Here is a 23,441-nt window from a genome sequence, read left to right on the forward strand (position 1 = left end):
TACCGTAACGTTTCTCTAACGCCCCACACACGGAGTGATTCCACATGCGTATTCGTCATCTTGCCGGTGCCATCGGCGCCGCCCTTCTCTTCAGTGCCGGGGCGCACGCCGACGGTTTCACGCAGGTGGTGTCCTTCGGTGACAGCCTGAGCGACAACGGCAACGTCTCCACGCTGATCCGCTCCCCTGTCGCGCTCCGCTTCACCACGAACCCGGGCACGGTCGCGGTCGAGAACATCGCGTCGTACTACGGGCTCTCGCTCACCCCGTCACTCAAGGGCGGAACCGACTACGCGTACGGCAACGCGCGTGCCGCCACGGTCAACCCGGTCACCGGCACGCCGCTGACCGTCCCGCCGACCTCGACACAGATTCAGACGTATCTCGCGTCCACCGGCGGCAAGGCCGACCCGAACGCGCTGTACACCATGTGGATCGGCGCCAACGACCTGCTGGCGGCACTGAACAACCCGGCCACGGCCCAGGTGACCGTCGCCACGGCCGCCACGAACGAAGTCGGCCAGATCAAGGCACTGCAGGCGGCTGGCGCGAAGACCATCGTCGTCTTCAACCTGCCCGACGTCGGCAAGACCCCCGCAGCGCTGGCTCAGGGCGCAACGGCCGCCGGCCAGATCAGCCAGCTGTCCCAGGTCTACAACGGCATCCTCTCCGGCGGTCTGGCCCAGGCCAACCGCGGCATCGTGCCGATCGACACCTACGCGCTGCTCAACGAAGTCATCGCGAGCCCGAGCACCTACGGCTTCACCAACGTCACCGTGCCGGCCTGCACCACGGCCAGCTCGCTGACCTGCACGCCGGCCACCCTGCGCGACCCGAACGCGGCATCGACCTACCTGTTCGCCGACGGCATTCACCCGACCACGGCGGCTCACGCGATCCTCGGCCAGTATGCGATTTCGGTGATTACCGCCCCGCAGAAGATCTCGCTGCTCGGCGAAGCCGGTCTCGCCTCCGACGCCGCGCATGTCCGTGTGCTGCGTAACCAGATGCTCGCCGATAACTTCGGCGCCGACTCCCGCGTGTTCGCGGCCGTCGACTACGGCCAGCAGAAGTTCAAGACGACCGACACTTCGCCGAAGACCGACAGCGACAACGTCAACCTGACGGTCGGTGCGGATGCCAAGGTCAACGAGAACGTCTCCGTCGGTGTCGCTCTTGGCCTGTCCCAGAACAACGCCGACTTCCAGGGCGGTGGCGGCTATAAGATGCAGGACGTCGCCGGTTCGGGTTACGCCTTCTATCACCAGGGCGGCGGTTACGGCGGCGCGTTCGTCACCTTCGGCCAGCTCAGCTTCACCGACATTGATCGCCGCATCGACCTCGGCGCCGCACGTCGCACCGAGACGGGCAAGACCGACGGCTCGCACGTGGGCGCAGGCCTGCAGGGCGGCTGGTGGTTCGGTAGCGACACGCTCAAGACCGGCCCGTTCGTCAGCGTGGAATTCGAGCAGCTGCGCGTGTTCGGTTACACCGAGCGCAGCAACACCAGCACCGCGATGACCTTCGGCAAGCAGACGCGTAACGCTCGTATCGAAACGGCAGGCTGGCGCCTGCAGGGGTCGATGCAGGCCGGCAGCACCATGCTCCACCCGTTCGCCGAGGTGTCCTACAACCACGACGGCCGCGCCGATGATCGTTACGTCACCGCGGGTCTCAACAGCATGGCCGGCAAGTTCGAAGTCCAGGGTTTCACCCCGGACAAGACCTGGGCCACGGCCGACCTCGGCGTCACCGCCGACTTCAGCCAGACCTGGAGCGGCTGGGCGAGCTACAGCGGTCGCTTCGCTGACGACACGCAGCGTTACAACAGCCTCAACCTCGGACTGAAGATGTCGTTCTGATCGAGCGACGTTGGTAAGAATGAACAAAAACGCCGGCCCTTGGGTCGGCGTTTTTTGTCGAGAGGATTACGGGTTAGTCCAAGTCCAACCCTTATCTTCCAGCATTCGCGGCTCTGCGACGCCGACCGGTTCGCACTCCGCGATGCTGCACGCGGTAGCAATCGGCAGAGAACCCGGCAACGTGTAAGCCGTGATGATCGTGTTGGCCACGATATAGCGAGGCTTACGGTCGGATCCGCAATTCACTTCTTCGGTAATCGAATAAGCGGTGTGGGTATTACCGGCCTGGTATGTCAGGGCTTCACACGTACGGATATCCTGACCGACCAGAGCCCCGGTTTCATCGAAGTACTTGTGAGAACTCGCGGTAAGGGCAAGCGCCTGGGCCGTACCGACAAATCCGAGGAGAGGCAGCGCGAAAACGGCGAGCTTGGGGAGGAGGTGCTTCATCTTTCGTATCTCCGTGAGGCGGAAAAAGATTCCGCGTTTCATGCAGTACGGCCTAGGCCGGACATCAGCCGTCCGTAGCCGTAAGCCGACGATCCCGTCGTTGGGACTCACCAAAAATGCGCCGGTACTCGCCTCAAGTCTGTAGGAAAAACCTTACACGGCAGCTTTTAGCGCCTTCGTTGCCGAATATCGCCATCTTTTCGCAAAAAAAAACGCCGGCACTAGGCCGGCGTTTTTTTACATCCGAGTGGACGTCTTACTTCTTGCCGCCAGCCTTCGCGTACATCGCTTCGGCCTGGCTCTTCAGCGCGGCCGCCGCGTCGTCGCCAAGGACGTCGACCTTGCCGCCAGCCTCGTTCTGCTTGAGGACGAGTTCGCCGGCATCGTTCCAGCCAGCACGCTGAGTGGAGGTCGGCTTGCCGTCCTTGCTCGGCTTCTTCTCCTGGACAATCACCCACGGCTTACCGTTCTTGTAAGCGTAGTTCGTCGAGGTGAAGCCCTTATCGCCGTAATCGACCAGCTCGATAACGAACTGCACGTCGTTACCCTTCTTGAAGATCTGCCAGCCGCGCGACTCGCCTTCCTTCAACGCGGTGCCCTGCGTCATCTTCAGGCCGCCGATGTTCTTCTTCAGCGAGTTGTAGCCGCTGAGCTCTTTCTCGCCCGGCGTCGCTTCGCCGACCAGCTGAATGTTGGCGACGTTCTTCGCGCCCTTGGTCAGCACGGGGGTCTTCAGCGGAGCCGAATAGTGACGCTCGCCGTCCTGCAGGGACGCTTCGACGATGTACATGTCGTTGGGATTGAGGTCGGCGGCATTGAAGTCCAGCTGGAACTGCTGCGGCAGGGTCACCGGCTGCACCGTCTTGGTGGCCAGCGGCTGCGAACCCTGGGCGCTGACGTCGACCAGCTTGAGGTCGAGCTTGGCGTCCGGCGACAGCTGGGCGCCGGCGTCACGCAGGGTGACGGTGCCGGTCACGGCGTTGGCGGGAGCGGCATTGTCGCTGCCACCGGCGGCGGCCTGCTGGCCGTTGTTGTCGGAGCCGCCACCGCAACCGGCGAGCGCCAGGGCAGAGACAGAAGCGAGCGACAAGAGGATCCTGCGCATGGTCAAACCTCGTATGGAACGGAATGGTTTTGGGGTCACGGACAATACGCGCGCGCATGGCGCTGCAACATGTCCGGGGGGACCTTGGAGCATACCGAGAAATGCGCCGATGTAAAAGTCAAGGGTGAAACTACCCGACTTGGCGGAAACGGGAGCGGGTTGGCAAGCTGACGGTCAGGTTTGCCGGAAAGGAACATATCCAAAAAAAACGCCACCCGAGGGTGGCGTTTTCGTTACACGACCCGACGAGTCGGGCCGTGCTCACATTACATCAGCGATCAGTAGTCGTAAGTGACACCGAAGCGGAAGTAGCGCGGGGTCTGGAACGCGATCGGCGAGTTATACGTCGGCAGCGGAGCGCTGCTGGTCGCATAGTACGGGTACGACTGGGTCTTCTTCTGTTCGTTGAACAGGTTGAAGACTTCGGCTGTGAAGCCCAACTTGCCATCGGCGAACGCCGGACGGTAAGCCAGTGCAGCCGACACCGTGTGCGTCATCGGGTTGCGACCAGCCTCGCCCGGGGGCGACGGCTCGCCACCGCACCAGTGGTAAGCGGTCGTGCCGTAGCCGGCGTCGACCTGATCCGGACCGAAACCGCCGTAGCAGTTACGCGGCGCACCCGAGACGATGGCGATGTTGCCCGAGACCTGCCATTCCGGCGTGATCTCGTAAGCACCGTAGGCCTTCAGCGCATGGGTGTGATCGTTAGCCAGCTTGCCGTTCGAGTACACCATCAGCGGGGCGTTATCCCACGCCTGAGTGACCGACGGATCGCTCCGCGTACCGGCATCCGAATCCGTCTGGCCTTCGCTGTTGCCGTACAGCTTCGAGTAAACGTAGCTGACGTTGCCCCACCACTTGCCATCACCCTTCTCGTGCTGCAGGTGCAGCTCGAGGGCGTAGTAATGACGCTTCAGGTGCGGGAAGCCGAGTTCGGCGTTGGTCGCGTGGACGCTGTCGTAACCACCGGCGGCATTCGGCGCGAGGAACGTGTTGGCACGGCCCGGGTTGAACAGGTAGCAGCTTACGCCCGCGTCTGCGAGGTTGACAGCCGAACCACTAGCCGTGAACAGCTCCTGCAAACGGCCGGCCGGGTCGCTACCCGTGTCGCAATAATCATCGATCGCGTTGCCGAGCTTGCGATAGGTCAGCTTGGCGCCGTAGACCCAGTTGTCGCCCCAGGTCTTGTCGAAGCCCGCGATGAACTCGTCCTGGTACTCGGACTTCAGGCCCTTGGCGCTGACGATGTTCGGATCCTTCGCCTGGCCGTACTCGTTGTTGGGCGAGTAAGGCTGGCCAACACCATTCACAGTGTTGAGCGCGGTCAGGCCGAGCGGGTAACCGGTCGCCGGATCGATGCCGGTGTACGAGTAGTACGTGTTGGTCTGCGTCGAGCCCGACGCACCACGGAGGGCCGGCACCAGCGGCAGCGCGAGGTAGTAACGACCTGCGTTGGCGTAGACCTTGAACGTGCTGTCACCGTAGACGTCCCAGGTACCGCCGAGGCGCGGAGCCCACTGCGGCTTGGTCTGCGTGATGTAGGCTTCGTTGCTGCCGTTGTAGTTGGTGAACTGGTCGTTACGCAGGCCAAGCGACAGCTTGACGGTGTCCGTCACCTGCCACTGGTCCTGGATGTATTGCGCACGCTGACGCACGCGGACCGACGCAGCGGTCTGCTGACGGTACTGCGACACGTAGTACGGGGAACCAACCGGGGAATCGACTGCGCCATTAGCAATGCCGCTGCCTTCTTCGACCGTACCGTAGCTCCACTCGTAACCGGAGTTGTTGTAGATCGACTCGCCGTCGTTCAGATCCTGGGTGTTCTGGTTATCGATACCCACCGTCAGTGTGTGATCGCCCAGCACGTACGACAGGTCGAACCGGTAGTTGGTGACTTTGCTCTCGTGCGTCGGATCCGGAACCGTCGTCAGATTCTGCGCGTTGGTGATACCGTTCGGGAAGCCGGCGGTGTAGGCCGGGTTCTGGCTGTCCGCACCGAGGATCGGGATCAGGTTCGGATCGGTCGTACCGGTCTGCGTGAAGAGCTTCGTATCCTGCTTACCGTACTGAGCCGTCAACGTCAGGTTGTCGGTGATGTAGCTGGTGTACTTCGCGATCCACATCGTCTGCTTCGTACGCGAAGCGGTGTCCGGCGAGATGAAGCTGCCGTTCTCACGCGTGACGTTGTTGAAGTTGTACACGTCGCCGGTGTAGTCGTGCTTGTAGCTGGCGCCGGTGACTTCGAGCAGATTGTTGTCGTTGATGTTCCAATCGAACTTGGCATACATCTTCGGATCTTTGTACGTGTACTTCGTGTTGCGGTTGGCAGACGCGTTGGAGACGCTGTCGCCTTCGCGCTTGGCACCTTCAACCGCGATGAACCCGAACAAGGTGTCCTTGATCAGCGGGCCGCCGGCGTAAGCCGAGTAAACCGCCTCCCAATCCTTGTTGAGGTTACGGTAGCGGTAGATCTGACCATCGCGCGAGGAGCTGGCCGGGTACTTCGCATTGATCGGGTCCGCCTTGGCGAACGCCGGCGTCCAGAGGACCTGGCCACCGAAAACGAAATCGTTGGTACCGCGACGGCCGACGACGCTGATCACGCCACCGTCCGAACGACCGTACTGCGCACCGTAACCGCCCGTCAGGATTTCCTGCTGGTCGATGGCGCCATACGGGAGCGTCATGCCGCCGTAACCCGAGATGGGATCGGTCGTGTTCATGCCGTTGATGTAGTACGCATTCTCGGTCACCGACGAACCGCCGAACGATACAAGCGACTGGCCGGTGGGGCTGGCGAAGCCGGAACCGGTCGCGCCCTGTGCAACACCCGGAGCGAGCAGCGCGATCGCTTCGGCCGAACGGCCGAGCGGCAGCTGCTTGAGCTGGGACTGGGTGATCACGGTGCGCGAGTCGACCGATGAAACGTCAATCGGCGGCAGCGCGGTGCCGACGACGGTGACGCCTTCGAGGGTCGAAGCGTTCTGCGCATTGGCTGCGCCGCCAGCGGCGAACGAGACGTCCGTACCCGCATTGACCTTCAGCTCCACGTTGTCGCGCGAGTCGACAGTAGCGCCGCCCTTGATCAGGCTGACCTTGTAGGTGCCGAGCGGCAGGTTGCCGAAGGTGTAACGGCCGTTTTCGCCGACCGTGGTGGAACGGGTAACGCCCGTGCCGCTGGTGATCTGAACGGTATCGCCGGCTTCAGCCGAACCGAACAGGCTACCCGTGGTCGCCTGGGCGAACACGTTGCCGGTAAGGCCCATGCCCATGGCCAGCGCGAGCGCCAACGACGAACGACGCAGGACGGAAGCCTGCCGGATGCTGCGAGAACTCATTGCAAATCTCCCCAGATCGACCCCAACGGGCCAAAAAAAACGAGCAAAACCGACCAAAGGCCGGAAAAAATGGCCTTGCCGTTGCTCGGATCCGAGGGGTGGTGTTCTGGCGCCAACTCCTCCCAGAGTCGACTGCCTCCCCCGACCTGCTCCCGACAAGCCCTGACTAGTACCAAACCGAGACGCCTTCGCAGTTCACGAAAGGCTCAGTCGGGTGTCGCCGATGCCGAACATAGGCGTGACCTTACTGCCGTGTCAACAAATTATTTACACGGTGTAGGCGTTTTTCCTAGTGCGGTGCTCGTTCAGGATTCCCGGCCAACTCCCGGAAATCAGGGGATTTTTGCTTGAGAAATAAATGCTTCCGAAAAAAAAGCCCTCGTCCGCGGGACGGAAGAAGGCGATCTGGGGAGCGCATTTCGTGACCGTCGGGGGGCAGATCCCTGCCCCCCTCGGCTTTTTCTTGTTGTGCGATACGCGACGCGCTATCAGAAGTCGTACGTGATACCGAAGCGGGCGTAGCGCGGCTGGGTCTGGTAGAGCGGCACGTCGTAACGCGGGTTGAGGCTCGCCGCGCTGCCGTGGATCGGATAAACCTGCGTTTCCTTGCGCTGGTTCAGCAGGTTGAACACGGTGACGTTGAAGGCCAGCTTCTTGTCGGCCCACTCCGGACGGTACTCGACGCTGCCCGTGACGATGTAGGTCCACGGATTGTGGCCTGCCTCACCCGGGGGCGACGGCTGACCATCGCACCAGTGGTAGTACGAGCCGTAGCCGAGGTTCGGGTTGGTCTCGTTCGGGCCGTAGAAGCCCAGGCAGCTCCTCGGCGCACCCGAAGCGATGTTGATGTTGCCCGAGACCAGCCACTCCGAAGCCAGCTGATAGGAGCCGTAGATCTTGAAGTTGTGCTTGCGGCTGTTGGCGAGCTCGCCGTTCGAGTACTGCATGACTTCCGCGTAATCCCAGTCCACCGTCGCCGAGACGTTGTCCTGACGGATGTCCGAACGGACCTGACCTTCCGAGTTGCCGTAGCTCTTCGAGTAGACGTAGTCGAAGCGGACCTGGTACTTGCCGTCCCACGCGTGATCCAGGTACAGCTCGAGGCCGTAGTAGTTACGCTTGGAGTGCGGGAAGCCGAAGTCCTCATTGTTCATGTCGACGCTGTAGTAGCCGCCGTTGGTGTTCGGGATCAGGAAGGTGTTGGCACGACCCGGGTTGAACAGGTAGCTGCCCTGGATGTCGCCGATGGTGTCCGGATCGATACCCGAGCGTTCCATCTTGCGCAGGATCGCCCCGCTGTCGCCGACGTCGTCGATCGCGTTACGCAGCTTGCGCACCGTGGCCTTCGCACCGTAGGTCCACTTGTCGGTCAGCGCCGCATCGAAACCGAGGATGAACTCATCCTGGTATTCCGACTTGATGTTGGTGGCGGCGGCGGTCTTCGGATCACGCGGGATGCCGTACTCGCTGTTCGCCGAGATCGGACCGCCGGTGCTGCTGAAGATCGGGGTCAGGCCCTGCGGAATACCGTTGGCGTCGATACCGGTGTAGTTGAAGTACTCGCGGGTGTAGAGCGAAGCACCAGCGGAACGCAGCGCGACGGTCGCCGGCAGCGCGAGGTAGTAACGACCCGCGTTGGCGTAGATCTTCAGGCTGGAGTCGCCGTTGACGTCCCAGGTGGCGCCCAGACGCGGGGCCCACTGCGGCGTGGTCAGCCTCAGGTACGGCTCGCCGTCCTGGTTGTAGTTGGTGAACTGGTCGTTGCGCAGACCCACCTTCACCATCCAGCGGTCATTCACCTGCCAGGTGTCTTCGATGTACTGAGCGCGCTGCGTGGTGCGGACCGACGCGGCGGTGCCGTAGACGTAGCGGGCGACGTAGTAGCCACGGCCACCCGGCGGGGCGACATAGGACGCGTCCGTCGGGGCTTCGCCGATGATCGGCGTGCCGGCGTCGGTCTTGTTGTACTCCCACGCGTAACCCGGACCGGTCGTGCTGTCGCCGTCGTTCTTGTCGAGCACCTTCTGGTTATCGATACCGGCCACGATCGTGTGGTCGCCGATGTGATAGCTCAGGTCGACACGGAAGTTGGTGTTGGTCGAGGTGTGCTTCGGATCCGCGGTGGTGGCCGACGGGTTGGCGTTGGTGATCGGATTGCCGCCATTGAGCAGCGGATCCTGATTCGTCGCGGTGAGGATGGACGGCAGCGACTGGTCACCGCCGGTGGCGGTGTAGTACGTGCCCTTCATCTTGCCGTAGAGGGCCGTCAGGGTCAGGTCGTCGGTGATGTAGCTGGTGAACTTGGCGCTGTAGAGATCCGCGCCCGACTTGTTGTTGACCGAGTTGTCCTTGCCGACGTAGTCGCCACGGGTCTTGGTCGGATAGTCATACTCGTAGATCGAAGCGTCGTAATCCTGCTTGTTCGACGCGCCGGTGATTTCGAGGATGTTGCTGTCGGTGATGTTCCAGTCGACCTTGCCGTAGAACTTCGGGTTGCGGTACGACTGCTTGTAGACGAACGGCGCCGCGACGCTGGTCGTCTGCTCGCCCGAGCGGCGCTCCTGCTCAGCGGCGACGAACACGTACAGGGTGTCCTTGATCAGCGGACCACCGGCGTACACGGAGTACGTGGTGCGGTCGAGCTTGTCCTTCTTGTTGTCGTCGTACAGCTGACCGGCCTGTGCGCCGACCTGACGGTAGTAATTGATCTGGTTGGCCTTGGTGCCGTTCGGCTCCCACAGGACCTGCGCACCGAAGTGCCATTCGTTCGTACCGCGCTTACCGACCTGGCTGATCACGCCGCCCGAGGAACGGCCGTAAGCAGCGCCGTAACCGCCGGCGAGGATTTCCTGCTGGTCGATGGCGCCGTACGGCAGGGTGATACCGCCGAAGCCGCTGAGCGGATCGGTCGTGTTGAAACCGTTGATGTAGTACGCGTTCTCGGTGACGGCGCTACCGGCGATCGAGACCAGCGGATTACCGGTCGGGCCGGTGAAGAACGAGCTACCGGCCACGGCGCCCGGCGCCAGCAGTGCGATGGCTTCAGCGGTGCGCGCCAGCGGCAGCTTGGACAGCTGCTCGGAGGTGATGACGGTGCGCGAGTCGACCGCGCTGACGTCGATCGAGGGCAGCGCATTGGCCGAGACGGTCACGCCTTCGAGGCTGGAGGCGGCCGTGGCCGACGCGGCGGCGTCAAAGGCCACTTCTGTACCGGCGCCGACGCGCAGGCTCACGTTGGAACGCGAATCGACGGCGGCACCGTCCTTGTTCAGCGTGACCTTGTAGCTGCCGAGCGGCAGCGACGTGATGGAGTAGCGACCGGCGGCATCGACGTTGACGGTGCGGCTGACGCCCGTCTCGTTGGTCGCGGTCACGGTCTGGCCCGCACCTGCCGGCACCTGGCCGAAGATGGAACCGGTGGTGGACTGTGCGAAGGCGGCACCGGACACAGTACCCAGGCCAATGGCCAGGGCCAGTGCGGTGCGACGGCCCAGCATGGCGGCGCGGTTGTGGCGCGAATTCATCTTGCATCTCCCCGATTAAAATTCCGCCGACGCAAAAACCTGCGCCGAGCGGCAAGCCGACCCCGGCCCGGCTAGCGCCAGGCTTCTTAGAGATCGGAGTTTAAAAATCCCCTTTAAACAGCAGGATCCGTGAAAGGATCCCGCGCCCCGAAACGCCACTGCGTGTGACGTGGAACACATATATCCGCAGCGGTCACCGGACTGCAATACGAAATTCTCACGGTAATTTTACAAATCTAGGCAATTACTTCCGAAGCAACTGCCGGGCCGCAGAAAAATAGCCGGCTGCACAAGAAGTTACAGATGTGACTTTTGGCATTTGCCGGCGTCCTATGACTCGCTCCTAGGAATCATTCCTAGAAAAAAATGCCCCCGTCCGGGGGGACGAGGGCGATCTGGGGAGACACTTTTTGTCGCCCCGTGGCGAATCCTTTCACCCGGGACTCTTGTTGTTGGAAAGTTTTTGCCGGTACGGCGGATCAGAAGTCGTAGCGGGCGGTGAAACGGACGGTACGCGGATCGGTGAAGTTGAGTTCGCGGTCGTAAAGCGGGCTGACGGTGGAGCGCGACGACGCATAACGGGGGTTGTACGAGGTCGGTGTCTGCTTGTTGAACGCGTTGAGCACGTCGACCTGCAGCGTCAGGTTCTTGTCCAGCCAGCTCGGGGTGTATGCCGCATTGAGGTTGACGATATAGGTCCACGGCGTGTTGCCGTGCGAGCCACGCGGTGAGCGCTCGTAACCCGCCGTGCCCGGCAGACCGCACCAGTAGTAGAACGCACCGTTGTACAGGCCCGCGTCGGCGGTCGGGTAGAAGCTCGTGCAGTTCTTCGGACGACCCGATGCGATGTTCAGGTTGGCACCGAAGCGCAGATCGTCGGTGGCCTGGAAGTAACCGAAGGCCTTGATCTGATGCGTACGGTTGTTCGGCAGCTTGCCGTTCGCGCCCACCATCAGCTGCGGCAGATCCCAGTCCTGGGTCACCGAGACGTCAGCCTGACCGCCGTTGCCCGTGTCCAGGTCGGATGCCAGCTGACCTTCCGTGTTGCCGTAGCTGCGCGACCACGTGTAGTCGATGCGGCCGTACCACTTGTCGGCGAACGGATGCTCCAGGTACAGATCGACGGCGTAGTACTTACGCTTCAGGTCGGGAAGCTGCAGGGCGTCCTTCGAGTAATGCACGGCGACGAACGAGCCGTCGTCCTGCTCCTGCAGGAAGGTGTTGCCGGTACCCGGGTTGAACAGGAAGCACGCGCCGCCCAGTGCGGGGGTGCAGGTGTCGTCGATCGCGCTGCGCAGCTGACGCCAGGTCAGCTTGGCACCCCAGTTCAGGGTGGGCGTGATCGCCTGATCGAGACCGGCGATGTATTCGTCCTGGTAGTGGGACTTCAGGCCCTTCGCGGCGACGGTACGCGGATCCGGAGCCACGCCGCACTCGAGGTTGGCCGAGACCGCGTTGGTGCCGCCGCACGTGTAACCGGCGGCCTGGTTGACCGGCACCGGTACGAGACCCGTCGGCGCGCCAGTGACCGGATCGGTTCCCGTGTACGTGAAGTATTCGGAGGTGCCCAGCGAGCCGGACGCCGCACGCACGGCGACGTTGTTCGGCATGGCCAGATGGTAACGACCGGCGTTGGCGTAGACCTTGAGGGTCGAATCACCCATCACGTCCCACGACACGCCCAGACGCGGCGCCAGCTGGTGACGCTGCTTCGCATACACCTCGTTATTGCCGTTGAAGTTCTTGAACTGCTCGTTGCGCAGACCCGCGTAGACCAGCCAGCGATCGGTGACCTGCCAGTGATCTTCGAGGTACTGCGATTCCTGCACCGTTTTCACGGTCGCGGAGGTGGTCGTGTAAGCGCGGGTCACGTAATAGCCCTGCGTACCGAGACCACCCGCCGAGGCGGGCGAGCCGACACCGTGACCGGCGTCGATCGCCTGGGCCGCGTTGTTCTGCTGGTTGTATGTCCAGCTGTAGCCACCCGGCAGGGACGTGCCGGTGAACGACTTGGCCTGCTGACGATCGGCACCGAACTTGATGTCGTGATCGCCGAGGCGATACTCGAGATCGAGGCGCCAGCCGTCGGTCGCATCGTTCGCGCCCGGTACGCGTACCGACGTCGCGGTGGTCTGGCAGCTGCCGTAATTGATGCCCGGCGCCCGGGAAGCGGCACTGGCGATCGAGATCAGGGGGCAGTTCGCGTTGTAGCCGAACGGCGTCTGCACGTGATCGACGCGTTGCTGGCCGTACAACGCCGAGACCGTGAAGTTATCGGTGATGTAACCGGTGTACTTACCGACGTAGAGGTCGCCGCCGTCCTTCGTGTACGAGCCACCGTTCTGCACGGCGCCGTGGGTCTTGCTGGCGTAGTTGAAGCCGTAGGTGGCGGACGTGTATTCCGTCTTGTCGGACACACCGGTCAGCTCGATGTGGTGATCGTCGGTGATGTTCCAGTCGAGCTTGGCCAGCCAGCGCGGGATCTTGTACTGGTAGTCGTTCCAGCCGTTACGGCCGACGGTGGCGGAGGTGACGGCGCCCGCTGTCGTGCTGGACTGCACGCCGGCACCTTCGCGGCGGTTCATTTCGGCGTCGACGTAGAAGAACAGCTTGTCCTTGATCAGCGGGCCGCTGGCGTAGGCGCCGACGGTCGAGCGCCAGTATTCGTTCTTCTTGAAGTACTGATAGACCGTGCCGTCCGTCGTCGGATAAAAGCCCGTATCCGGATAGTTCGAGTTACGCGGCGAGGCGCGCGTCCCCGAGGGCTCCCAGATCGTGTACACGCCGGCGTGCCATTCGTTGGTACCGCGCTTGGTCACGATATTGATGACACCGCCGGTCGAGCGGCCGAATTCCGCGCCATAGCCGCCGGTGAGCACCTGCTGCTGGTCGATGGCGTCGAAAGGAAGCTGAGTCAGGCCGATCGACGTCAGCGGATTGGTCACCGCGTAGCCGTTGATGAAGTAGGCGTTCTCGGACGACGCGGAGCCACCGAAGCTGGGCACCGGATTGCCGAGCGCGTCCTTGTAGCTGGAGTTCCCGATCACGCCAGGCGCAAGCAATGCCGCGGCGAGCACGTCCCGGGTAATCGGAAGCTTGTTGAGCTGCTCGGCGGTGAGCACCGTGCGGGTATCGACCGACGACACGTCGATCGACGGCATCGCCGATGCGGAGACCGAGACGCCCTCGAGCGTGGCGGCTTCGGTGGTCGATGCCGACGAGCCGAACGAGACGTCGGAACCGCCCGAGATGGTCACGGTCACGTTGTCACGCGTGCTGACCACCGCGCCGTTGTTTTCCAGCGAAACCTTGTAGTTGCCGGGCGGCAGCGCGCTGAAGCGATAGCGGCCGTTCGCGTCGACGTTGATCGTGCGTGAGAAGCCGGTGTCGGCGCTGGACACGGTCACCGAGGTGCCCTGCTGATTTACCGAACCGAAAATGGAACCGGTGACGTTGGACTGTGCCAATGCGGCGCCGGAGACGGTGCCCAGACCGATAGCCAGGGCAAGCGCGGTGCGGCGACCCAGCGACACGGCGTGATGATGACGCAAATTCATGTACTGCCTCTCCCCTAGAAAGCCCGAACCGTACGTTGTTGCGATTCGGAGCAAGCCGATCCCGCCCCGGCTGTGGCCAGGTTGACTTGGGTCATCGACGACGTTGTTATCCCTTATGCCACGCCGCGTGATGCCAGCGGCGCGCCCCCGGAGTCGCCCTGCTGAGCGACCCGCGACCAGATATAGCGAAACTAATTGCGAATTCGCAACATGATTTTTTCACCTGAGCTTTACATGTCGCGACGTCTGAGGATCCGTTTCGTCATGACCTGTGCAAAAAATCACGTCGACACAAACCGTTACGATTTCGAGACACGTGACTTATGGCCTATATAGGACTTGAGCCTAGGAAACATTCTTAGGCAGAACATCGATTTAGATGCGCCCGTCGCATGTTCTGAATCGCTTTTGGACGACTCGTTTACGAAACTTCTCAACGGAAAGGCTTTCGAAGGGAAGTTGCTGTACACCGAATGCAGGCTCCGCGCGTTGGATCGCGGGATGGCCGGGGGGCGATCTACTTAGAAACGAGGTTCCAAGCGCATGAATTACAACTCAAGGGGCTCCGTTATGGCCGATGCATCTGGCGATAGCCTGGAGTCCGCACGAATCGACTCGACGCCTATCGCGTCATCCTTCGCCACTCGCGTACGGGCAGTCATCAAGATGTCGGGTAGCGTGAGCGAAATCGCTCGCCGGTGCGGCTTCTCCGAAGGCGTGGTGCGCAGCTGGCGCGATGGCAACACCGATCCTTCGCGGGGCCGTTGCGTCACGATGGCCAAGACGCTGGGCCTTTCGCTGGTCTGGCTCGCCGCTGGCGAAGGCCCGATGATGCTGGACGGATCGGGCGACGATGCCGTGGCCCGTACCGAAACCACCGAGACCGCGCGCGGTCGCGACGGGCGCGAGGGTACGGTGTCGTCCGCACTCGACGCATCCCGCCTCGCGGCGGCGATGAAGCTGCTGCAGTCGGATATCGAGTTGACCGGTAGCCGGTTTTCGCCGGTGCGTCACGCCGATCTGGTGGCCGAGATGTATTCGATCCTCGGACGTTCAGGCGAGTCGGATTATGCGGACCGGATGATCGCGTTCCGTCACACGCTCATGTCGCGCGTCGCAGACGATCAGTCCAGCGCCGCGGCCTGACCGGACCGAACGCCTCGCCAACCGGCCTGGCGTCCTCCCATCAGCTCGGCCGCCAGTGGCCCCTGGCTGATGGGAGTCCGTCCGTTCGGCGATCGATCGCGCGGGGAAGCCGCGCGATATCGGTTAAAGCCGCGAGATGTCCGCGATGGCGCCAAACGCCGCCTTGAGCTGCGCAAGCAGTGCGAGACGATTGGCGCGCACCGCCGGATTTTCCGCGTTGACCAGCACGTCGTCGAAGAACGTGTCGACCGGCCCCTGCAGCGCCGAGAGGCGCGCCAGCGTTCCGGTGTAGTCACCGGAGGCCAGTAGCCCCTGCGTGTCCGCGCGGGCGGCAGCGAGCGCCTCATGCAGGGCACGTTCGGCGTCGGACTCGAAGTGCGCCGGATCGACCGTCGACGGAATGGGTGCCGCACCCGCTTCCTCGGCCTGCTTGCGCAGGATGTTCGCGACACGCTTGTTCGCGGCGGCAAGGCTGGCCGCCTCGCTGCGACGGGCGAACTCGCCCACCGCACGAAGCCGGCGATCGAAATCGGGCAACGTCGCCGGGCTCACCGCGATCACGGACTCGAACTGGTCGGCCGAGAAGCCCTGGTCCGCGTAATACCCACGCAGGCGTTCGAGCACGAAGCCATGCACTTCGTCGCCCAGCTCGCGGCGACGGGCACCGATGTCCACGACCGGCGCCTTGCCATCCTTGCCCGGCTTCACGCCGGCCACGAATGCCGCCTCGGGAACCAGTTCGAAGGCCTCGGCCAGCGCGGCGCGCAGATCGATGTCGAGCCCCCCCTCGATAAGGGTGCGTGCGAGGCCAAGTGCGGCGCGACGCAACGCGAACGGGTCCTTGTTGCCGCTCGGCTTGAGCCCGACGGCGAAAATGCCCGCGAGGGTATCGAGGCGTTCGGCCACCGCCAGTACCTGGCCGACCTTGCCCGCCGCGATGGCATCGCCACCGAAGCGCGGCTGGTAGAAGCTGTCGAGGGCATCGGCCACGTCGGCCGGAAGACCCTGGCGCGTCGCGTAGTAGCGACCCATCACGCCCTGCAGTTCGGGGAATTCACCCACCATGCGGGTCAGCAGATCGCACTTGGCCAACGCCGCGGCATGCGTCGCCTGGCCGGCGTCGACGCCGACGCGGTTGGCGATGACGCGCGCCAGCTCGGCCACACGGACCGTCTTGTCCCAGAGGCTGCCCAGCGACTGCTGGTAGGTGACGTTCTTCAGGCCTTCCTGATGATCGGCCAGCGGCGTCTTGAGGTCGGCGTCCCAGAAGAACTTGGCGTCGGCGAAGCGTGGGCGGATCACGCGCTCGTAGCCCTTGCGGATCTCCGCCGGATCGAGACTCTCGATATTGGCGACGCCGATGAAGTGCTCGGTCAGGCGACCGTCTTCATCGAACACCGGCACGAACTTCTGATTGGTCTCCATCGTGGTGACCAGCGCTTCGGGCGGCACATCGAGGAACTCACGTTCGAACGTGCAGGCGATGGCGACCGGCCACTCCGTGAGGTTGGCGATCTCGGCGAGCAGGCCCTCGGACAGGCGGGGCACGCCGCCGGTGGCCACACGCGCCACGTCATCGACCACGCGCTGGCGGCGCTCGGCCGGATCGGCGAGCACATGCGCGCCGCGCAGCGCGTCGAGCCAGCTGTCGGCGTCGGCGACATGCACCGGCTTCGGGTGATGAAAGCGGTGGCCGTTGCTGAGGCGGCCGCTGGTCAGGCCCAGGATCTGGCCATCGACGATGTCGGCACCGTGCAGCATGAGCAGGGTGTGCACCGGGCGGACGAAACTGTCCTCGCGGTTGCCCCAGCGCATGGCCTTGGGAATCGGCAGCGCCTTGAGCGACTCGGCGACCACCTCGGCCAGCAGGGCGGCGGTGGGCTGGCCGGCCTTCACGGCACGGAAGACGAACCACGCGCCCTTGTCGGTCTCGAGCTTCTCCAGCGCGGCGACGTCGACGCCGCACGACTGCGCGAAGCCGATCAGCGCCTTGCTGGGCTCACCGTCGGCGCCGATGCTCGCCGCGATGGCGGGCCCGCGGCGTTCCACGGTCTGCTCCGGCTGGGCGACGGCCACGTCGGGGATGTAGACGGCGAGGCGGCGAGGCGACGCGTAGGTCTTCGCGGCTTCGTAGCCGCCGGCGACGCCGCGCTTCTCCAGGCCTTCGACGACGCCGCGCGCGAACGCGCCAGCGAGGTCGTCCAGGGCCTTGGGCGGCAGTTCTTCGGTGCCCAGCTCGATCAGGAGGGGCAGGCGCTTATCAGCCATTGACGGCCTCCTTGACGTTCTTCAGGCCGGGAAAACCGAGTTTTTCGCGCTGCGCGACGTAGGCCTCGGCCACGCTGCGAGCCAGGGTGCGAACGCGCAGGATGTAGCGCTGACGTTCGGTCACGCTGATGGCCCGGCGCGCGTCGAGCAGGTTGAACGCGTGGCTGGCCTTGCAGACCTGCTCGTACGCGGGCAGCGGCAGGCCGGCTTCGATCAGTTTGGCCGCTTCGCCCTCGCACACGTCGAACCAGTGGAACAGCTCCGGCACGTTGGCGTATTCGAAGTTGTACGTGCTCTGCTCCACCTCGTTCTGGTGGAAGACGTCGCCGTAGGTGACCACGCCATGCGGCGCGTTGGTCCACACGATGTCGTAGATGCTGTCGACGTTCTGCAGGTACATCACCAGGCGCTCGAGGCCGTAGGTGATCTCACCCGTGACGGGACGGCATTCCAGGCCACCGGCCTGCTGGAAGTAGGTGAACTGGGTGACCTCCATGCCATTGAGCCAGACCTCCCAGCCAAGACCCCAGGCGCCCAGCGTCGGCGACTCCCAGTTGTCCTCGACGAAACGCAGGTCGTGCACCAGGGGGTCGATGCCCAGCGCCTTCAGCGATCCGATGTACAGATCGAGGATGTTGTCCGGGTTCGGCTTCAGCATCACCTGGTACTGGTAGTAATGCTGGAGGCGGTTCGGGTTGTCGCCATAGCGACCGTCCGTCGGCCGGCGGCAGGGCTGCACGTAAGCGGCGGCCCAGGGCTCCGGTCCGAGCGACCGGAGAAAGGTCATCGGGTGAAAGGTGCCCGCGCCGACTTCGGTATCGAGCGGCTGGACCAGCACGCAGCCCTGCTCCGCCCAGTAGCGGTTCAGGGTCTGGATCACGTCTTGGAATGTGGGCGCGGACATGGTTCCCGAGTCCTTGAGAAAGCGGGCTAGTATAGCGGCGTAGCATTGAACACGGGGTTGGACCTGATGGCAGTGAATCCGCAGCACGCCGCCCTCCTGGGCCGTCGTGGCCGGCTGGAGCTCGACGAGGTGCTCGCCTCGCTCATGGTGGACGGATACCTCGGCGCCGAGGATGCCAAGCGCGTCCGGATGGGTTCGCGCAGCGGAAAGTCGGCCATTGAATTGCACCCCCTCGTGGTGGTCTCGAGCGCCAAGGTCGACAACGCCCGCGAGCCGGGTCGCCCGCTCAGCCTGGAAGTCCTCGTGGAATGGCTCGCCGGCAAGGCCGACCTCGACTACATGAAGGTCGACCCGATGAAGGTGAACGTGGCGCAGGTCACCCAGGTGGTCAGCAGCGCGTACGCGCAACGTCACCGGATCCTGCCCGTGGCCGCCACCGCGAGCGAGGTGGTGTTCGCGACGGCGGAGCCGTTCGACACCAGCTGGGCGACGGACCTCGGCCATATGCTCCGCCGCGACATCCGTCGCGTCGTCGCCAACCCGATCGATATCAACCGCTATCTGCTGGAGTTCTACGGCGTACAGCGCTCGATCCAGCTGGCCGTCGATGCCAAGGGTCAGGACTCCGCCAACAAGATCATCAACTTCGAGCAACTTGTCGAGCTGGGCAAGGGCGGCGAGCTCGGCGCCGACGACCGCCACGTCGTCCACATCGTCGACTGGCTGCTGCAATACGCGTTCGAGCAACGCGCGTCCGACATCCACCTCGAGCCCCGTCGCGATGCCGGACAGATGCGTTTTCGCATCGACGGCGTCATGCAGAAAGTCTTCGAGCTGCCGCCGCCGGTCATGACCGCGGTCACCGCACGCGTAAAGATCCTCTCGCGCATGGACGTCGCCGAAAAGCGCCGTCCGCAGGATGGCCGTATCAAGACGCGCTCCGCCGGCGGACGCGAGGTGGAACTGCGTATCTCGACCATGCCGACGGCGTTCGGCGAAAAGGTCGTCATGCGTATCTTCGATCCCGATCTGGTGATGAAGGATTTCTCACAACTCGGCTTTTCGGAGGAGGAGGGGCGTATCTGGCGGGGCATGGTGGAACGCCCTCACGGCATCGTCCTGGTAACGGGACCGACAGGCTCGGGCAAAACCACCACGCTGTATTCGACACTCAAGCATCTGGCCAAGCCCGAGCTCAACGTTTGCACCGTCGAAGACCCGATCGAAATGGTCTCGCCCGATCTCAACCAGATGCAGGTGCAGGCGTCGATCGACCTGGATTTCGCCGCCGGCGTGCGCACGCTGCTCCGTCAGGATCCCGACATCATCATGGTCGGCGAAATCCGCGATCTCGAAACCGCGCAGATGGCGGTGCAGGCATCACTTACGGGCCATCTCGTCCTGTCGACGCTGCATACCAACGACTCGCCCAGTGCCGTGACCCGCCTGCTCGACCTGGGCGTACCGCATTACCTCATCCAGTCCACGCTGACGGGTGTCGTCGCGCAGCGACTGGTGCGTACGTTGTGCCCGCATTGCAAACGCGCGACCGCGCAGGATCCCGACGAGTGGAGCGTCGTGACGCATGGGTGGGATGTCCCGCTGCCCGAGCGCGTCTTCGAACCGGTCGGTTGCCTGGAGTGCCGCAAGACCGGCTTCCTCGGGCGTACCGGCGTTTACGAAATGATGCCGATGTCGGGGCGCCTGCGAAGCCTGATTTCGGCCGAGCTCGATCTCGGCAAGTTCGGCGCGGCGGCGCTACGCGAAGGCATGAAGCCCTTGCGCATCTCGGCGGCGGCGCAGGTGGCGGCAGGCCTGACGACCGTGCGCGAGGTACTCAACGTGCTTCCCCCCAGCGATATCGAAGATACTTCCGCGTCATGAAACCCTTGCTCATCGTTCGCACCGGCCGCGCGCCCGACGTAATCAACGCGCGCCACGGAGACTTTCCACGCTGGTTCCAGCTGGGCCTTCGTCTGCGTTCGCCTCATCTCGCCGTCATCGATGTCGAGAAAGGCGACACCCTTCCGCCGCCGGAATCCGTTGCCGGCGCGGTGATTACCGGTTCGGCTTCCATGGTGACGGAGCGGCATGCCTGGAGCGAACGCACGGCGGGATGGATCCGCGACGCGATGGATCGTGAACTTCCGATGCTTGGCGTGTGCTACGGACATCAGCTGATGTCGCATGCGCTCGGTGGGCGCGTGGACTACCTGCCCGGTGGCCGTGAAATGGGTACCGTGCCGCTAACGGTGCACGACGGTGCGGGGCATGACGCGCTCGCCGCATCGTTGCCGCCGACCTTCGATGCGCACACGACGCATGAGCAGGGGGTGCTCGAGCTACCGCGCGGCGCGGTGTCGCTGGCAAGCTCGCGGCAAGATCCCCATCATCTGGTCCGCTACGGCAGGCACGCGGTGAGCACGCAGTTTCATCCGGAGTTCTCGACCGAGGTGATGCGTGCCTATATCCGGCGCCGGCATGACGTGCTTGACCGGGAAGGACTCGCCCCTGCGGCCATGCTGGACGCCGTGGTGCCGACGCCGCATGCGACACGGCTGCTGCGCGGTTTCGTCCGCGAGCACCTGCGGGCCGCGCCCGCCGGAATGTCAGTTGCGTAGACGGCGAACGATCGCACCGCGCGAGAAGAACGCGAAGACGATGCCGAAGAGAAACCCGCCGATGTGTGTCCACCAGACCACCGCGCCGTAGCTCGCACCGGCGTAGCTGAAAAGCAGCTGCACCAGGGCCCAGATACCGATCAGCACGAAGGCCGGTACGCGTACGAACTCGAGGAAAAGCCCCAGCGGAAGCACGAGCCCGAGCCTGGCGCGTGGGAAGAGCGTGACATATGCACCCACGACCGCCGATACCGCACCGCTGCAGCCGATGATCGCCACCCGCGCACCGGTGAGCGAGATCGCGCCGATCAGATTGGCGACGACACCACCCAGCAGGAACAGCAGAAGAAAACGCGGCGAACCGAGACTCCGCTCCGCTGGCAGACTGAAGATCACGAGGAAGAGGAGGTTGCTGACCAGATGCAGCCAGCCGCCATGAATGAATGTGGCGGTAAACAGGCGAAGCAGGGCCGGATCGCTTACCTGTTCCCACAAGGGCAAGCCGGTCCCGAACAGGTGGGCCGGCACCGTACCCCAATGCCTCATGATGTCGGCACGCTCGTTGTGACCCGCCAGCGCCAGACCGACAAAGATCACTACGCACGTGATGACGATCAACATCGTCGCCCAGCACAGCCGCGACCGGCGTCGCGTATCCACCTGCACGAACATCATCAGGGGATGCCGCGGGCGAGGTGCGGACCATCGGCCTCGAGCGACGAAAGGGCGAACATGGTCTCCGGCCCGACGACGCCATCCGCCGCGATGCCGAAGCGCTGCTGGACGGTGACGACGCGCGACAGCACCGCGCGATCGAACGTCGTCGAGGGGGGCCCTCCGGCGGGGTCCGCCGGCAGATGACTCATCAGCCAGGACATTCCCTGGCCGGAATCACCGCGGGCCAGTCTGGGAGGCATCGACGGGTCGACACGGAACACCGCGTAGAAGCGGCCGTTCCATACACGTTCGAAGACGTCACGTGTGAGTTCGACGTATTTACCACCAAGGTAGAGGCGGACGTCCTGATCGCCGGCGCCTACCAGCAAGACCTCCTGCTTCGCGTGCGCATCGTCCAGCTCGAGAATGAGTGGCCGATCGAAACGACGCAACTGGTCAAGCGAGCCGCGACCGCTGACGCAGGCGAAACCCGGAAAAATAACCGCATCGCAACTGATCGCGTTGGCGACCGATGTCTCTTTCGACGTAACCTGCCACCGTGCGAGCAGTTCGCTCCACACGCGTAGCTTGCCCGTGTCCGGCGGGGGAAGCGCGTCCTGAAATTTGGCCAGGGCCTGCTCTGGCGTCGCGGTGGCGAGATTTTTGGGACGCGATGGGCTACGCCCGGAAAGAAACCACGTGGCAGCACCACCCACGAACAGGATCGCCAGCATGGCACCGATCGCCAGAATCGGTTTGCGATAACGGCGCAGCCAGTACCGGGCGTGTTGCGGCAGGACCTCGCGCGCCACGAAACCCAGCGCGCGCTCACCGATCGAGCGCTCGCCTCGCTCCGCCGCACGCTCGAGCGCCCGATGGGCGAGCGTATTGAGTCGGCGTGGATTCCCTTTGCCGTCGTCGCGCAGGCTTCGAAGCCCCAACCGGCTGAAAGGCATCTGCGTCGTGCCGGCGACATGCAAGCGATGTCTCACGTAGCGCTCGCTTTCCTCCGGGGTGAGCTGGGCCAACGGCAAGCGACTACGGACATGCGCGGCCAACGAAGGCGCCCCGGAGCCCTCGAGGCGCTCGCGCAGCGCAGGCGATCCGACCAGCACGATGTGGAAAGGCGCATTGGCATTCTCGCACGCGAGTAGAAGGCGCTCGACGATGGCGAGATCATGATCGTGGAGCGTGTCCACATCATCCAGGATCAGCAGAAAGCGATGGTTGACGTGATGTGCCAGGCGCCCGAGCCCTGCGGCCAGGCCATCGACCAGATGATCTTCGGTGTTGGCTTCCGCACTCAGCGGAAGCGGCAAGCCGAATCCCGCGTACATCGAGCGTAGCCAAGCCGTCGTGCCCAGCGCGTAGTCATCCGCACCGCGGCGAACGGGCCGCACGCCATGGTGGGATGCATCGGCTTCCATCAACAGGCACAGAAGGCTCTTGCCCGACCCGGCCTCACCAGTAATCAGGGTCACACTGGAATCGTCCGAACCGGACTGGTATTCGACGTGCTCGAGAATCTCGCGTTCGCGCGCAAACAGACACGCGAAGCGCGTATCCGGTGCATCGCCAAACGGCGGTTCGCGCAGCCCGAAGGTTTGTAGATACATAGGCCTAATGTATCCGATTCCGGCTGGATCCAGCCTTTCGGCGGAAGGCATTCGGCGGCAATCGTTGCGGGCGTGGATCGCGGACGTGGCGATCAGCCGAACGTCGGCGGGAATCCGGTGGTAACGGCCCCGGTGTGGTCGCGGAATTGCGCGCAAAAGAAAACCCGCCCTCTAGTGAGGACGGGTGTTTCAGGATAAAGCCCGTGGCGTTGACCTGTTGCGGGTCGCGCTGCGCGCAAGAGCGCGTTCGAGGCGGAATGTCGGGCAAAGAAAAACCCGCCACGATAGCTCGTAGCGGGTTTTTGGGATAAAGCCCCTGGCGGTGACCTACTCTTGCATGGCTTGAGCCACACTACCATCGGCGCATGCGCGTTTCACTTCTGAGTTCGG

At 63.7% G+C, this 23,441-nt stretch carries 13 protein-coding genes; 4 read left to right on the top strand and 9 right to left on the bottom strand.

Annotated features, from left to right (window positions below):
• The first annotated feature begins 44 nt into the window (after positions 1-44).
• Positions 45-1,862, top strand: a complete 1,818-nt coding sequence (locus J2X57_RS19100; protein ID WP_309869432.1) for an autotransporter domain-containing protein — start codon at positions 45-47, stop codon at positions 1,860-1,862.
• A 66-nt stretch (positions 1,863-1,928) separates the two neighbouring features.
• Here J2X57_RS19100 and J2X57_RS19105 read toward each other — a convergent pair whose 3' ends face one another.
• The 5 genes from J2X57_RS19105 to J2X57_RS19125 form a co-directional block, all read right to left on the bottom strand.
• A complete protein-coding gene (locus J2X57_RS19105) occupies positions 1,929-2,312 on the bottom strand; it encodes a hypothetical protein (RefSeq protein WP_139382838.1) in 384 nt (127 codons plus the stop codon).
• Between the two features lie 256 nt (positions 2,313-2,568).
• Complete coding sequence (locus J2X57_RS19110; protein WP_309869434.1) at positions 2,569-3,417, bottom strand: YbaY family lipoprotein; 849 nt, start codon at positions 3,415-3,417, stop codon at positions 2,569-2,571.
• A gap of 278 nt (positions 3,418-3,695) precedes the next feature.
• Positions 3,696-6,758 (bottom strand): TonB-dependent receptor, encoded by a 3,063-nt coding sequence (locus J2X57_RS19115; protein WP_309869437.1) that lies wholly within the window; start codon positions 6,756-6,758, stop codon positions 3,696-3,698.
• 488 nt (positions 6,759-7,246) lie between these two features.
• Positions 7,247-10,282, bottom strand: coding sequence for a TonB-dependent receptor (locus J2X57_RS19120; protein WP_043691681.1), 3,036 nt, complete (start codon positions 10,280-10,282; stop codon positions 7,247-7,249).
• Positions 10,283-10,761: 479 nt separating this feature from the next.
• Positions 10,762-13,839 carry a TonB-dependent receptor gene (locus J2X57_RS19125; RefSeq protein ID WP_052191062.1) on the bottom strand — a complete coding sequence of 1,026 codons (3,078 nt, stop codon included), beginning with the start codon at positions 13,837-13,839 and terminating at the stop codon, positions 10,762-10,764.
• A 678-nt stretch (positions 13,840-14,517) separates the two neighbouring features.
• Here J2X57_RS19125 and J2X57_RS19130 point away from each other — a divergent pair.
• Positions 14,518-14,985: a helix-turn-helix transcriptional regulator gene (locus J2X57_RS19130; RefSeq protein ID WP_239708932.1), complete on the top strand. Its 468-nt coding sequence runs from the start codon at positions 14,518-14,520 to the stop codon at positions 14,983-14,985.
• Positions 14,986-15,108: 123 nt separating this feature from the next.
• On the opposite strand, the gene glyS is transcribed toward J2X57_RS19130, so the two are convergent.
• Positions 15,109-17,253 carry a glycine--tRNA ligase subunit beta gene (gene glyS / locus J2X57_RS19135; protein WP_309869441.1) on the bottom strand — a complete coding sequence of 715 codons (2,145 nt, stop codon included), beginning with the start codon at positions 17,251-17,253 and terminating at the stop codon, positions 15,109-15,111.
• Positions 17,246-18,157 (bottom strand): glycine--tRNA ligase subunit alpha, encoded by a 912-nt coding sequence (gene glyQ, locus J2X57_RS19140; protein WP_036116631.1) that lies wholly within the window; start codon positions 18,155-18,157, stop codon positions 17,246-17,248. The genes glyS and glyQ overlap by 8 nt, the downstream gene beginning before the upstream one ends.
• A 66-nt stretch (positions 18,158-18,223) precedes the next feature.
• Here glyQ and J2X57_RS19145 point away from each other — a divergent pair, with 66 nt between their 5' ends.
• Both J2X57_RS19145 and J2X57_RS19150 read left to right on the top strand, forming a co-directional pair.
• The gene (locus tag J2X57_RS19145) at positions 18,224-20,041 is read left to right on the top strand and encodes a GspE/PulE family protein (RefSeq protein ID WP_036118641.1); all 1,818 of its coding nucleotides are present in this window, start codon (positions 18,224-18,226) and stop codon (positions 20,039-20,041) included.
• Entirely contained in the window at positions 20,038-20,778 is a 741-nt protein-coding gene (locus J2X57_RS19150; protein WP_036116633.1) for a glutamine amidotransferase, read from the top strand. The genes J2X57_RS19145 and J2X57_RS19150 overlap by 4 nt, the downstream gene beginning before the upstream one ends.
• Here J2X57_RS19150 and J2X57_RS19155 read toward each other — a convergent pair.
• Together J2X57_RS19155 and J2X57_RS19160 are read right to left on the bottom strand one after the other, a co-directional pair.
• The gene (locus J2X57_RS19155; protein WP_036118643.1) at positions 20,767-21,450 is read right to left on the bottom strand and encodes a rhomboid family intramembrane serine protease; all 684 of its coding nucleotides are present in this window, start codon (positions 21,448-21,450) and stop codon (positions 20,767-20,769) included. The genes J2X57_RS19150 and J2X57_RS19155 overlap by 12 nt on opposite strands.
• Before the next feature lie 2 nt (positions 21,451-21,452).
• Positions 21,453-23,051: an AAA family ATPase gene (locus J2X57_RS19160; RefSeq protein WP_309869445.1), complete on the bottom strand. Its 1,599-nt coding sequence runs from the start codon at positions 23,049-23,051 to the stop codon at positions 21,453-21,455.
• Positions 23,052-23,441: the final 390 nt, after the last annotated feature.

The sequence above is a fragment of the Luteibacter sp. 1214 genome, assembly GCF_031455395.1.
GTDB lineage: Bacteria > Pseudomonadota > Gammaproteobacteria > Xanthomonadales > Rhodanobacteraceae > Luteibacter > Luteibacter mycovicinus.